At 65.3% G+C, this 13,100-nt stretch carries 10 protein-coding genes; 3 read left to right on the top strand and 7 right to left on the bottom strand.

Going from position 1 to position 13,100, the window contains the following annotated elements; translation table 11 throughout:
* Positions 1–34: 34 nt before the first annotated feature.
* Positions 35–649 (bottom strand): hypothetical protein, encoded by a 615-nt coding sequence (locus tag CHU94_RS17855; RefSeq protein WP_094482355.1) that lies wholly within the window; start codon positions 647–649, stop codon positions 35–37.
* On the bottom strand, positions 646–1,845 hold the full coding sequence (locus tag CHU94_RS17850; protein WP_094482353.1) for an exo-alpha-sialidase: 1,200 nt from the start codon (positions 1,843–1,845) through the stop codon (positions 646–648). The genes CHU94_RS17855 and CHU94_RS17850 overlap by 4 nt, the downstream gene beginning before the upstream one ends.
* Positions 1,846–1,924: 79 nt before the next feature.
* Here CHU94_RS17850 and CHU94_RS17845 point away from each other — a divergent pair, with 79 nt between their 5' ends.
* The gene (locus tag CHU94_RS17845) at positions 1,925–2,941 is read left to right on the top strand and encodes a pirin family protein (protein ID WP_255034027.1); all 1,017 of its coding nucleotides are present in this window, start codon (positions 1,925–1,927) and stop codon (positions 2,939–2,941) included.
* Between the two features lie 83 nt (positions 2,942–3,024).
* On the opposite strand, the gene CHU94_RS17840 is transcribed toward CHU94_RS17845, so the two are convergent.
* The 3 genes from CHU94_RS17840 to CHU94_RS17830 all read right to left on the bottom strand — a co-directional run bounded on the left by CHU94_RS17840 (position 3,025) and on the right by CHU94_RS17830 (position 8,549).
* Positions 3,025–4,074, bottom strand: a complete 1,050-nt coding sequence (locus CHU94_RS17840; protein WP_255034026.1) for a collagen-binding domain-containing protein — start codon at positions 4,072–4,074, stop codon at positions 3,025–3,027.
* 87 nt (positions 4,075–4,161) lie between these two features.
* The gene (locus tag CHU94_RS17835; protein WP_094482347.1) at positions 4,162–4,806 is read right to left on the bottom strand and encodes an FMN-binding negative transcriptional regulator; all 645 of its coding nucleotides are present in this window, start codon (positions 4,804–4,806) and stop codon (positions 4,162–4,164) included.
* An 11-nt stretch (positions 4,807–4,817) separates the two neighbouring features.
* Positions 4,818–8,549 carry a DUF748 domain-containing protein gene (locus tag CHU94_RS17830; protein ID WP_094482345.1) on the bottom strand — a complete coding sequence of 1,244 codons (3,732 nt, stop codon included), beginning with the start codon at positions 8,547–8,549 and terminating at the stop codon, positions 4,818–4,820.
* 155 nt (positions 8,550–8,704) lie between these two features.
* Between CHU94_RS17830 and CHU94_RS17825 the strand changes: the two genes are divergently transcribed.
* Complete coding sequence (locus CHU94_RS17825; protein ID WP_094482343.1) at positions 8,705–9,289, top strand: hemerythrin domain-containing protein; 585 nt, start codon at positions 8,705–8,707, stop codon at positions 9,287–9,289.
* A gap of 135 nt (positions 9,290–9,424) precedes the next feature.
* Positions 9,425–10,063: a protocatechuate 3,4-dioxygenase gene (locus CHU94_RS17820; RefSeq protein ID WP_094482341.1), complete on the top strand. Its 639-nt coding sequence runs from the start codon at positions 9,425–9,427 to the stop codon at positions 10,061–10,063.
* A 17-nt stretch (positions 10,064–10,080) separates the two neighbouring features.
* Here the strand turns inward: CHU94_RS17820 and CHU94_RS17815 are convergent, their stop codons facing one another.
* Together CHU94_RS17815 and CHU94_RS17810 are read right to left on the bottom strand one after the other, a co-directional pair.
* Positions 10,081–11,439 carry a vanadium-dependent haloperoxidase gene (locus CHU94_RS17815; RefSeq protein ID WP_176452076.1) on the bottom strand — a complete coding sequence of 453 codons (1,359 nt, stop codon included), beginning with the start codon at positions 11,437–11,439 and terminating at the stop codon, positions 10,081–10,083.
* Positions 11,436–13,064, bottom strand: a complete 1,629-nt coding sequence (locus CHU94_RS17810) for a CRTAC1 family protein (RefSeq protein ID WP_255034025.1) — start codon at positions 13,062–13,064, stop codon at positions 11,436–11,438. Before CHU94_RS17810 ends, CHU94_RS17815 begins: the two co-directional genes overlap by 4 nt.
* Positions 13,065–13,100: the final 36 nt, after the last annotated feature.

Here is a 13,100-nt window from a genome sequence, read left to right as displayed (position 1 = left end):
AGCCCTCGTGATCGCTGCGTGAGCAGCTATCAAATCAGGAGCGATTCAAAACACTCCGCAGCAGAACCACATGCAGTGCCAGCCACAGCCAGGGGTCCAGCACCGCGTCCCACACGTTGCCGGTGGGCAGGCGCAGCAGCACAAACAGCAACACGGCCAGCGGCGCCAGCCAGGTGCTCACGCGTTGGGCCGAACCCGCTTGCAAGAGCGGCAATACGGTGACCAGCGCCACAACAGCCACGGCGGGCGCACCAAAGCCCAAGGCATACAAGGCGACCGGCAGTTGGGCCAGGGTGTCGAGCAACAGCAGCCAGCCCAGCACCAGGGCGGCAAGCAGCACAACGACCATGGGTTTGCCCGGGCGCGCCACCCCAGGGGCACCACGCAGCACGCGGCCGCCCCACCAGGCGCACAGCAGCACCATCAGCACGCTGGGCGCCTGAAACGCCAGGCCCAGCCAGTACGCGGGTGACCACTCGCCAGGCAGCAGGGTCCACAGCGCCACCAGCAGCGGCAAGCCCCACACCACACCGCGATGCCGGGTGAAGCGGCTGACAAGCAGCAGCACCAAGGCAGCCAGGACCACCGCCCAGCCCAACGGCAGCCAGACCTGCATCAACCACAGTGGTGGCAAAGCGGGCGCACTCATGGCGTGCCTCCAGGTGTGCCGGATCCACCGGGTGCAAACCGCTGCCAGGACAGCGTCGCGCGGTCCACGGTGTAGCTGATCCACAAGGCGCCATCGGCCCAAGCCAGCGCGGGGTACGAAAACTCTGCCTCCTCCGCGCCTTTTGCCAGCGTTTGCTGCAGCGTCCACTGCAGGCCGTCAGCACTACGACTCAGGTCCAGCCGGGCGCGGCCTTCGGGGGTGGGGTTGTGGGCCAGCAGCATTTGCTGCGGGCCCAGTGCAAAGCCGGCGACGGCCGCATCGGGGTTGCCGAGCGGCAGGTCGGGCAAATCGGTCCAATGCGCGCCGCCATCGTCGGTGCGTGCGGCGGTGACCCGGCCACCGTGCCGCTCATCGCGCATCAGCGCCACCCACTGCGCAGGGCTTTGCGGCAGGAGGCTGGGTTGCAGGTTGTGGGTCCGGTTGGACATACGGGTCAGGCCCAGAAATTCCCCGTTCGCATCCAGCCGCACGGCCGCTGGATATTTCAGCCCCAGCTCAAAGTGCACCGGCAACACCGCACCGCCGTCTTGCAGGGGCAGCGTGGCGTTGCGCACCAAAAAACTGGTGTTCCACAACCACGACAAGGGCAGCACGCGCACGGGTGCAAAGGCCAGCTGAGCCAGGTCCTGCGAGGCACTGCTTTGCTGCAAATGCAGCACCCGGCTGGCGGCCCAACCGCCCCAGCCCGTGGCCACCACAAACAGGTGCATGCGGCCCTGCGCATCCTTCCACGCCACGGGGTTGCCCAAGCGGCGCAGGCCATGGCCCAGCAAGTCGCCCATCTGGTGGCGATTCACCACAAAGCGCGGCGGCAGCCAGGCCTGGCTGGCGCGGACCCATTGGGTGGCGGCAATCTGCACCAGCGGGCCACTTTCGCGCTCGCCCGAAAACCAGAACAGGCTCAAAGCTGCAGCGTGTCCGGACGGCATGGGTAGCAGGCTGCTGGCGTGCGCGGCGGCGGCGCCAGGCGGCATGGGCACATCGCCCCCGGCCACACGCTGCAACTGCGCCGCCTGGACCGGCTGGCCGCCCACGGCAATGGCCGGCATCTGCGCCAGCGCGGGGGCGGCCGCAGGCGGGCGCACCGCGTAGTCTGCGCCCAGCAGCACCGCCAGGCTGGCCAGCACCAGGGCCACACGGCCACCGGGGCGCGCCAAAAGAGAAGAAAAAAGCATGCGCCGATCTTAGTGGGGCGCCACAGGGGCTCTGCCGCAAGGGCTGCAAAAACTTACCAAGGCGGGGACAATGCGGGATATGAAAATCCTGCGCTCCATCGCCCCTTTGAGTTTCCCCTGGCAGACCATGGACCCCTTCCTGTTCTGCGTGCACCACAACGACGCCTACCCGGCGGGCAACGCGCAGATGGCGCCCGACCCGGCGCTGCTGGCCGGCCGCAACATCGGCCAAGACTTTGCCGGCAAGGACGGCTGGAGCATGTACCACGGTGACACCGTGCCGGGCTTCCCCTCGCACCCGCACCGGGGCTTTGAGACGGTCACCATCGTGCGCAACGGCCGCATTGACCACTCCGACTCGCTGGGAGCCACCGCCCGCTTTGGCGGCGGTGACGTGCAGTGGCTCACGGCCGGCAAAGGCATCGTGCACTGCGAGATGTTTCCGCTCTTGCACACCGACGCGCCCAACCCGACCGAGCTGTTCCAGATCTGGGTCAACCTGCCGGCCAAGCACAAGATGGCCGAGCCCCACTTCACCATGTTCTGGCACGAGGACATTCCCCGCATTACCGCGACCGATGCACAGGGCAAGACCACCGAGGTGGTGTGTATTGCCGGCACCCTGGAAGGCAAACAGGCCCTGCCCCCGCCCCCCGACTCCTGGGCCAGCGAACCGGGCAGCGACCTGGGCATCTACACCATCAAACTCAGCCCCGGCGCCCAGTGGACCTTGCCCGCGGCGGCGAGTGCTGCCACACGCCGCATCCTGTATTTTTTCAAGGGCGGCGCACTCACCGTGGCGGGAGAGTCAGTACCCGTCCAATCCGTGATGGAAGTGCAGGCGGACCATGGCTGCAGTTTCGTGAACGGTGAGGCCGAGAGTGAACTGTTGGTGCTGCAGGCTCGCCCGATTGGTGAGCCGGTGGCGCAGTACGGCCCGTTTGTGATGAACACCCAGCAAGAGATTCACCAGGCCTTTGCCGACTACCGACGCACCGAATTTGGCGGCTGGCCCTGGGGCGCGAGTGACCCCGTGCACCCGCGCACCCAGGGCCGCTTTGCCAAACACGCCGATGGCAAGGTGGAAGAGCGCTAGAGCTTCACCCCCACGCTGCGCCGATGCGCAGGCCAGCAAAAAAGCGCCCCGCAGGGCGCTTTTTTGCTGGGGACCAGAACCCGTCAGACCTTGCGGCGCTTGGCAACCACACGGGCCGTCAGTGCCAGGCCGGCCAAGAGCATGGCGTAGGTGCCTGGCTCAGGCACAGGGGTGACCGGAATCGTGCCGGCGAATGGCTGCAGGTGGATCTCGCCCCTCTGGTCCAGCGACTTCACCACCACCGAACCTTCGATGTTGTTGGCGTTGGTGAGCTTGGCGTTGGTGGCCAGAATGCTGCCGCCAAACTGGCTGCCCAACACGATGTCCGTGGCGTTATAAAAATTCCACAAAAAGCTCTTGCCGTAGGCCAGCGCAGAGTTGGCCAGGAAATTGGCACTGGTCTGGATATTCGCCTTGTCGCTGTTGAAGATGACGGTGGTAGCGCCGTTCAGGTTGAACTGAAACTCTCCGGCAGCAAACACGGCGTCATCGATGGCAGACAGATCGAACACCGCCACGCCGTTCGTGGCCACAGCGTTGAAGGTGACACGGTTGTAGGCGATGCTGACAGTGCCGCCGGTATCCGCCAAGCCGGCAATGAAACTGGACGACTGGCTGAACAAGGCACCGAAGTCCTGGGCGTTGGCTTGCGCCCCGGCGGCCACCAGGGCCGCAGTTTCGGCCGCACCACCGATGCGGCCGCTGTTGATGTTGCTGCCCAATACCGTGCCGCCGATGGCGGCAGGGGCACTGCCATTGAGGTTGGCGTTGGACACATTGCCCTGGACGCGCGCGGCACCCGAGTTGACATTGCCCTGCGTCAAATTGCCACCGACGTACACACCCAGCCCGTTGACGCTGCCCACATTGGCGTTGCCCAGCACCGTGAGGCCGGTGTAGCCAGACGCGGGGGTATCAGCGGGGTGTTGCACAAAATCACCATTGCCGGCGAGGTTGCCACCCACAAAGGTCCGACCGTCCACATGGGAGCTGGACTTGGCATCACCCAGCACCACCAAGTTGAACTGGTTCAGTGCCTGTTCCAGGGTCAGTTCGGCATGCGCTGCCAGTGGCGCCAGCGTGGCCGAAAGCGCGAGGCCCAAAGCCAGCAATTGGGGGCGTAACTTGGTCAAATCTTTCTCCCTGGAGCATCGTGTGACTACGACCAGCATCGTACCCACAGGCCCGCTCCGGACCAATAGCCCAAATGGACTATGCCCTCACGTGCCGCTCACGCCAAAGCCTTCCACCAGCCCTGCCATCGTGGCAGCGGCATCGGTGCCCAGGCCGTGCAGCCCCTGCTGCACGCTAGCCTGGTTGGCAGCGGGCTGGTTCTGGCTCACCTTCCATTTGCCCACCAGGCTGTCGAGGGCAATTTCAATGCCCACCACCGCGGAGATCAGGCGGTCGGTGTAATCGCGCGGGGCATCTTCCACAGACCAGGGCGTTGGCATCGGCGCTTCTTGTTGGGTGGTCAGGTCTTGCATCTGCTGGCGAATCCAGGTCGCATCGTCATGCACCCGCAACAGGCCCTTGGCGTGGACCACTGCGTAGTTCCAAGTGGGCACGACCTTGCCATGCTCCGCCTTGCTGGCGTACCAGCCAGGGCTGATGTAGTGCTGCGGGCCCTGAAAGATCGCCAGCACCGGTGTGGCCAGATCGGTCTCACGCCACAGTGGGTTGGCCCGCGCGACGTGGCCCACCAGTACGGGTCGGTCCACACCCTCGGTGCGCAACAGCAAGGGGATGTGATTGGCCTCTATCCCTTGTGCAGTGCGTGTGACCAATGTGGCCAGCGGGTGACTGCGCAGCAAGGCATACAACACCCCGGTGCGGGTTTCTTCAAAGTGGCTGGGCTGGTACATCCGGCATGCTCCTATGGGCTAGCCAAGTTGAGTTCGGCTTGTGGCTTGGCCTCGGCCGCTGCGCCACCGGTTTTCACCGCCCCCAGAAACAGGCGCTCGGCATTCACCTGTTTGGCAGCCAGGTAGTCCTTGACCACGACACCACGCTGCAGCGCGAGCTCACGCGCGGCCTCGTCGTTGACCGTGATGTTGGCCAGCAGCAGGGCCTCCATGTCGGGCACTTCGATGTCTTTGGTCAGGCCCACCAGGTTGCGTGGTTTGGTGATGTCGGCGCGGCGGTAGACCGCGCGTAACAGCACCGGCATTTCTTCGGCGCTGTAGCTGGCCACTGCCGCCGCATCTTGTCCCTGGGCTGTGGTGCGACGGCGCTTTTCGGCCAGCAGCAGACCCTTGAGGCGTTCGCGCTTGATGGCTCCGTACTCAGCCTCCACGTTGGCCGTGCCTTGCACGGTCAGACGCAAACCGGGGCGGTCCACCAAGGCCTTGGCCACCTTGTCCAGGCCAGCTTTGGCGGAGTCGGTCAACACGCCACTACCGGGCGCAAAGGCCACGGTGCTCAGTTCCGAACTGCCTGCGCCGCCCAATGCGTTGGCCAGCAAGCTGAACGGTGCCGTGATGGCCTTGGCCACCAGGTTGGTCACCACCTTCCAGATCACCGGGCCGATGCGGAACTGCGGGTCGTTGAGCGAGCCGCTGATGGGCAGGTCTAGGTCAATCACACCATTGCGGTCGGCCAGCAGGGTCACCGCCAGCTTAACCGGCAGGCTGTTGGGCGCGCCGTCCACCTTGTCGCCAAAGGTCAGCTGGTTGAGTACCAGCTTGTTGGTGGCGGTGAGCTGGCCATCGGGTTGCACGGTGTAACGCACATCCAGGCTGAGCTTGCCGCGCTCAATGCCGTAGCCCGCGTACTTGACGGCATAGGGCGAGAGCGGCGACAGCTCCAGGTCGCGCACCTTACCCGCAATGTCCAGCGCCAGCGGTTTGGCCAGCGGGTTGAGCTTGCCGGTGATCTCCAGCGAAGCCGTGCCCTCGGCACGGCCACGCAGTTCCAGATCGGCCAGCTGCACCACACCATTCGCGGGCTGGCTGGAGAACTGGCTGAGCTTGCCGGTCAGGTCGCTCAGGTTGGCCGTGTAGTTGGGCTGGATAAAGCGGTCGGAGAAGAGCACCCGGCCGTTGACCAGGCTGATGGGGCCCATGGTGATGATGGCTTCGGGGCTGGCGTTGGCACTGGCGTCAGCGGATACAGCAGGTGCGGGGGCCGAAGCTGTGGCACCGGCTGGCGCACTGGCGGCGGCATCGGCCTGGGCCGGGGTTTTGCCCAGGTCTTGCAGGTTCAGGCGGCCATTGGGGTTGACGATGAGGCGGGCATAAAAGTCGGACAGTGCCGCCTCACGCACGCTCACGCGGGTGGCGGTGCCGGGCGCCATGGCCAGGTCGATGCCAGGCACGTTGAGTGACTTCCAGCTCAGCAGTTCTTCGGCAAAACTGCCGGCTGCGCCTTGCACGGTGTTGGCCCGGAAATCTTCCAGCTGCGCATCGCCCTTGAGGGCGAGCTCTGGCCCCTTGGCCGTGCTGGCAAAGCGCAGCTGGCCCTTGAAGCTGGCATCGGCCCGCAGAACATCCAGATTCACCTGGCTGGCTCCATACGGTGCCAGCGCGTGCACTGGCAGCTCCACAAGCTCCAACGTGCCCTGGGCCAGCACAGGCTCCCAGGCCACGGTGCCTTGATAGCGCAGGCTGCCAGCCTCGGCCTGACCGGACTTGACGCGGGCGCTGAGCGTCACCGGCACCGGCTTCTTGCCATCGAGCGCAGCTCCTTTGGCCTGCAGGTTCAGGGCTGACACGTCCAGTCGCACCGGGCGTGTATTCACCCGGTCGGTGAATTGCAAACTGGCGTCTTGCAGTTGCAGCTCGCCCAGCACCACTTTCCACGGTGTAGCAGCGTGCGCAGTGGCAGCCGGGATGGCAGGAGCACTGGGCGCAGCCTCAGTAGCCGTCTTCAGCCAGCGCTCAAACATCCAGGTCCCGTCTGTCTCGCGGCGCACACCGCTGCTGGCGCCAGCCAGCAGCAGCTTGCCCACACGGGCACTGCGGGCGGCCACGTCCACCTGGGCATCACTCAGCTCAAGCAGCTTGAACTTGGGCAGATCCTGGGAGCTGGGGCTCTCAGAGTTGCGCGTCGTTCGCGTGGGGGCCGCAGCCACCATGGCCTTGCTGGCCACCAGGCCAGCGTCGCGCACGGCCAGTTTTTTCACCGTAGCCTGCAGCTGGTCGCCGGCCCACGTGGCGCCCAGTTCGGCATCCAGCGTCCCGCGCACCGTGGGCTGCAGCCAGGCAGACAGGTAGGGATCAGCCAGCGCTAATGCCAGGCCATTGACCGTGGCTTGGGCACGACCCTGCTGGTCGGTGCCCTCTGCCTGCATGCTCAGGCGCGCGCTGGTCTTGCCCGCAGGCAGGTTGGCGCTGAGTTCTGCTTGCACCGGCTTCTCCAAGGGCCAGTGCAGGCCCTGTGCGCTGAGTTCCAGGTCGGTGAGGGCCAGCTTGGCGGGGGTCTGTTGATCCTGCCAATCCAGACGTCCGCCGCGCAGCGCCAGGCGCTCTAGCGCCAAGGCCCATGGCTTGGCGGTCACCGGTATTTTTGAGTCTTTTTGGCCTTTAGACCCCGTGGATTCTGCGCGAGTAGCTTCTGTTTTAGGAGCATTTTTGGCAGCACCTGCACTAGCCAGCTCCAGATTCAGGCGGCCGTTGCGCGCGCGCTGCACCTGCAGGCGCGGGTTGGTAATCTCTACCGCGCCCAGCGTCACCTGCTGTTCCAGTGGACGTACATCGACCAGCTCGGTGCGCACCGTGTCCAGCGACAGCAGGGGGGCACCAGCGGCATCGGCGACAGCCAACTGGCCCACAGTGACCACACCCGACAGCGTGACCGCCGTTTGTGGCTGCTGCACAAAGCCGATCTTGAGCTCTGCATCCACCACCGCACTTTGCGGCTGCACCGGCAGGCCCGCAGGCAGGTAAGGCAGATAGGGCTTGAGGTCGAACTGGCTGATCTTGAGTTGCGCCTCACCCTTGCGGGTTTGGGCAAAAGGGGTACCTTGGGCAGCCGTGTCAAACGCGCTGCCATTGAGGACAAAAGCCAGACGGGGCTCCACCAGCACATCGCGCTTGGAATCAAAGTTGCTCAAAAACGGCACATTGAGCTGCAGCTCGCGCAGCGTGTGCTGGCGCGGCGGGCCTTGTAGCGACTGGTCGGTGTAGTCCACGCTGCCGCGGCTGAGGGTGACGTTGTACACCGCAAAGCGCAGCGGGTCCCCTGCGGGAGCGTCCGAGGGTGCCTGCAGGCGCTGCACGATGTCGTCAATGTCGTACTGCCCTTTGCCCGTGTGGGTGAGGTGCAGCGTGGGCGCCTCCACCGCCACGGCGTCCACCACCGGCGCCAAGCGCAGCAAGGACTGGAGTTCGGCATCCACATAGACGCGCGCCACGCTGAACTGCGGCCCGCTGCCATCCGCCTTGGCCACCGCCAAGTCGCGCACCGTGAGCTCCAGCGACCAGGGCGCAAACTCAATAGCCCCAATCGACACCGCGCGGCCCAGCAGGGCCGACAGCCGGGTTTGGGCCTGGCTCTTTGCGATGGAAGGCAGCAGCGCCCAGGCCAGCCCCCACAGCAAAACCAGCGCACCCAGCGCATAGGCCAGGCGGCGCAACCAGGGCAGGATTCGGGGGGGTAGTGGGGTCATGGCGGGTCTGGAGGTAAAAGCGTCGGTACCGCGCCGGGTGGCGCACACCAGAGATGGTAACGGCGCCATTTGAACCGTGCACAGCCGTTGACCTGCATCAAGCTCACCGGGCACCGCGCGTGGGAAGCTCTCACCAAAATCACCGGAGACACGCCATGCCCCGCAGCAGCCTGCAAACCATCAAAGACGAACACGCCGCCTTGGCCGCCATGCTGCAGTCGCTGCTGCTCATGCTGGACCGTGGGCCCGGTGATGAGCCCGAGCGCTTTTTTGACGTGCTGCGCGCCATGCTGTTCTACATCGACGAATTCCCCGAGCGTTTACACCACCCCAAGGAGTCGGACCTGCTGTTTCCGCGCGTGGTGCGCCTGGCGCCCCAGACCATGGAAGCCGTGACCCAGCTGGAAAAAGACCACGCCCACAGCGAAGCCGCCGTGCGCGAGCTGCAACACCTGCTGCTGGCCTGGGAGTTGCTGGGCGAAAGCCGCCACGCCGCATTTGATGCCGCGGTGCGCCGCTATGTGGCCGCCTACCTGGCCCACATGAAGCTGGAAGAAACTGCCATCCTGCCCGTAGCGCAAGCCGTGCTGGGCGATGCCGATTGGGCAGAGTTGGACGCGGCCTTTGCCAACAACTGCGACCCGCTCACCGGCCAACATCCGCGCGATCCGGCTTTCGACCGGCTGTTCACCCGCATCGTGATGCGGGCGCCCGCGCCCATTGGAGTGGGCGAAGGCTGAGCCCCGCGCTACGGAACCGTGGCGCCAAGGCACTCAGATTTGGCAAAGCGTGGAACTTTCCGGTTTCTGCGTATTCGGATGCTTGTAGTCTGATGCCCCTCGCGGGGCCAGTCGTCCATTTTTCAGGATTCCGCCATGCATGACGCCAACCCGCCATCCCGCCGCTCGTTGCTGGCCCATGGTGCAGGCATTTTTGCCGTTACGGGTGCCTCCGCTTGGCTCAGCCCCGCATGGGCGCAGACGGCCCTGCGACCCACGCCCAGCCAGACCGAAGGGCCCTATTACCCCATTGCCCTGCCCAGCGACAACGACTTTGATCTGTTGCGCAACGGTAGCGCGGTCTACAACAAAGCACAGGTCGCTTGGGTAGAGGGGGTGGTGACCGACACGAAAGGTGTGCCGGTGTCTGGCGCGGTGGTTGAAATCTGGCAGTGTGACCACGAGGGCCACTACCACCACCCCCGCGACGGCAACAAAGCGGACCCCAGTTTTCAGGGCTTCGGCTCGGTGGCAGTTGGCAAAGACGGCCGCTACCGCTTTCGCACCATGAGGCCAGCGCCCTACACCGGGCGCACGCCCCACATCCATGTAAAAGTGAAGCTCGACCGCAAGGAGCTTCTAACCACACAACTCTATGTGGCGGGCGAGCCCGGAAACGACCGCGACGCCCTGTGGCGACGCCTCGACGAGCAGGAGCGGGCCGCCCTGACACGTACCTTCAGCCCCTCCGCAAACGGCCTGCGCGCCGAATTTCCCATCGTGGTGCAGGCCTAGCAGGCTCTGCGTTGGCCTCAACGCGCCAGCTTGAGCGCCAGCACCTGCTGGGCCACGCAGCGCCCCTGCACCTTGCCACCCTCAATGCCACTGCGGAAGTGGATGCCTGCGTACATGCGCGAAATCGCCGCCTCGTCGGCCGCCACGCGGAAACTCGCAAAAGTGCGCGGCCCCCAGCCCCGGTCGTTGTGGGTGTTGTCGGTAAACGGCTGGTTGGCACCAAACACCTGCTCCAGCACTCCAGCCGCCGCGCTGGACTGCACGGAGTGGCCAGACGGGTATTCGGGAAACGGTGGCGTGTGCATCAGCGTGGGGACCCAGTTGCTGTCGATCACCAGTTGCACATAGGTGACTGGACGCAACAGGTTGGCGGTGTATTTGGTTTTCCAGCCTGCAATAAATGCGTCGGCCATGGCCAGGTTCAGGCGCACCATGGTGTGGGCCGCCTTGGCCAAGTCCGCTTTTTGCGACTTCAGCAAGTCGTTGGCAATGTAGGCCCAGTGGCCCGCTGGCGTGGGGGTCTTGAGTGGGTCATCGGCCCAGTACAGCGACACCTGGCGCTGCTCTTGGGTGGCCTTGTTGCTCACCTGGTAGACCTCTTGTGCCTCTTTGTAAAAGGCCGACCCAGGGCTCTCTGAATACGGGGGATGCGGCGGCGCAGCGCAGCTGCTGCCAGTTTTCAACACAAAGGGCCGCACGTCTCCCCACCAAGGCAACAGCGCTGCAGCAAACGCAGGCGGTGTAGCCGACCACTGGCCTTCACCGCTCGGCGGCACATAGTTTTGCTGGCTGCGGCGCAGCGGGCCCCAGGCCTCGTGGCCACCGTCGGTCCGGGCCCAGGTCATGATCGCCATGGCCATGAGCTTGCCAAAAGTTTCCGAACGGTTGGTGATCTCTGGCGTGACCGTGTTGGGGTCAAAGTCCTGGCTGTACTTGAGCGGCAGACTGCGCTCCAGCAGGTCGATCCGGGTCTTGTTCTCGGCGCTGGCGGTGGGGAACATCATGCGCGTCATGGTCGCCATGGATGCGTTGGCCACCGTGGGCCAGTGCAGCACCTCATCGGGCTGGGCCCAGGGCAGGGACTGCAGCTCGTTGAGCTGGCCTGCCAAGCTTTGGTGCTGCGGCATGCCGGGCACCACCGACTCGTACAGCGTGAGCCCCAGATACGCCAAGGCCCGCGAGGCCACGGGCGGGCTGTATCCCGGTGTCTGCTGGGTGAGCAACAAGACCAGGTTGAACCATTCGGTGGCCACACTCGCACTGAAGGCGCTGGCCGGGCGGGCCGCAGGGGTGGGCTGCTGCGCCTGCGCGGCCAAGGGCCCACCGGCCCAAACGCAGACTCCAGCCAGACACAGGGAGAGCAATCGGTGTTTCATGGGGCTTTCCAATTCACAAGGCCTTGGGGGCTGAGGGTGTAGAAAGCGCCGGCCTTGGCGGGCAGCCAGTCGCTCCAGCCGCCGTGCGGCCATTGCACCCGCACCTGCACAGCCTCTGCTGCGCCCAGGCCAAAGTGCATCCAACCCAGGTGGCCGCTGGCGTGACCGCCGCCCACCGTGAGCTCCTGCCGAATCACGCGGGTCGCATCCCCCTCACCCAGCTTCACTTCCACCCAGGCGCCCACCGCATCGCGGTTAGCTGCGGGCTGTTGCAGGCGCAGTTGCAGCCAGTGGCTGGCCTCTGCAGGTGCGCCGCTGCTGGTCTGGCGCCAGAGCTGGGCCTTGTCCCAGCGATTCACCACGACCACGTCCAACAAACCGTCACCATTCAGGTCCACCACCATGCCGCCGCGCCCGCGCTTGAAGCTGGCCAAGCCCGCCTGGCTGCCGGCTTCCACAAAATTGCCATCGACCTTTTGCAGCAGCAGATTGTTGGGGTCCAGCGTGGCGAAGTCGGGCATGGTGGACACATTGCCTTTGACCACAAACAGGTCGGCCAGCCCATCGTTGTTCATGTCGGCAAACTGCGCGTGCCAGGCGGTGCTGGGGTGCACATCACCGCCCACGTAGGGCCGGTGTGCGGTGACGCCGCGCTTGAAGGCTATATCGATGAAGCGCGGCTGGGTCACGCCCGCCTCGAGCGTCTGCAGCTTGTTGTCGGACATGCTGGTCAAGAACACTTCGGGGTAGCCATCACCATTGAGGTCGTGGCTGGCAATGCCCATGCCCCAGATCTGCAACGGCTTCCAGCCCTGGGCGGCGGTGTACAGCGCAGGCGCGCCGCCCGCAGGCAACTGCCACAGTTGCTCCTCACCACCCTTGTAATACTCACGGTCGTTGCTGACCCGCAGCGCAGCTGTGCCCGAGCGATTCCAGTCCGAAAACAGCATGGACAGCGCACAGTGGCCCGGCACCAAGGGCGTGGCAGGCTGGTAACCGCCCCCCTCTTTGGGGCGCAGCAGCAGACCCGGTGTGCAGCTGCCCCAAGGGAACTCTGGTTTGCTGCGGTCGGTGTAGGTGCCAATGGCCAGCGTGGGCCAGCTTTGGCCTTGCTCCCAGGTGGCGGCAAACGCGGTGTGCCAACCATTGCCGGTGCGTATGGTCCAGGCGTCATTGGCGCGCTCGAACTTGCATTGGCCCAGCCCCTTGAACACCTGCACCTCACCCACGCGCAGCACCACCAAGTCGGTCTGGCCATCACCGTCGATGTCCAGCGGGTAGGCGCCTACCGCATTGGTCAGCTCCAGGCCCGAGCGTTCTTCTTGCAACTTGAGCGCACCGCCCCGCGTGCTGCGGTTGCGCAGAAACTTGGCTTTGTTGACACCCGCGGTCACGTACACCTCGGGCAGGCCATCAGCGTCGCAATCGAAAGTGGCCACACCACCGCCCACCATGTACTCACCCTCGCCTTCAAAGCGGCTTTGCAGGCCAGCGATGTCGGTTTCTTCGGCAAACCGGGGCGTTGCGGGCGCGGGCGCATCGGCCGCCCAAGCGCCCGACATCAGGCCCAAGCCAGCCACCACGCTGCGCACGGCGGGCCGGGAAATCCAATCCAGAGGGTGCACGCGGCAATCCTTTGCGAAAAATGAAAGAACCCGGCG

The organism is Rhodoferax sp. TH121 (assembly GCF_002251855.1).
In the GTDB taxonomy this organism is placed as follows: domain Bacteria; phylum Pseudomonadota; class Gammaproteobacteria; order Burkholderiales; family Burkholderiaceae_C; genus Allorhodoferax.
Note: the sequence above shows the minus strand (reverse complement) of the source record. Positions and strands in the feature narration are given on the sequence as shown.

Bases quoted from the DNA above. Each gene is read 5' to 3' on its own strand.
- CHU94_RS17855 (WP_094482355.1), bottom strand. From the start codon at position 649: ATGAGTGCGCCCGCTTTGCCACCACTGTGGTTGATGCAGGTCTGGCTG.
- CHU94_RS17850 (WP_094482353.1), bottom strand. From the start codon at position 1,845: ATGCTTTTTTCTTCTCTTTTGGCGCGCCCCGGTGGCCGTGTGGCCCTG.
- CHU94_RS17845 (WP_255034027.1), top strand. From the start codon at position 1,925: ATGAAAATCCTGCGCTCCATCGCCCCTTTGAGTTTCCCCTGGCAGACC.
- CHU94_RS17835 (WP_094482347.1), bottom strand. From the start codon at position 4,806: ATGTACCAGCCCAGCCACTTTGAAGAAACCCGCACCGGGGTGTTGTAT.
- CHU94_RS17830 (WP_094482345.1), bottom strand. From the start codon at position 8,549: ATGACCCCACTACCCCCCCGAATCCTGCCCTGGTTGCGCCGCCTGGCC.
- CHU94_RS17825 (WP_094482343.1), top strand. From the start codon at position 8,705: ATGCCCCGCAGCAGCCTGCAAACCATCAAAGACGAACACGCCGCCTTG.
- CHU94_RS17820 (WP_094482341.1), top strand. From the start codon at position 9,425: ATGCATGACGCCAACCCGCCATCCCGCCGCTCGTTGCTGGCCCATGGT.
- CHU94_RS17815 (WP_176452076.1), bottom strand. From the start codon at position 11,439: ATGAAACACCGATTGCTCTCCCTGTGTCTGGCTGGAGTCTGCGTTTGG.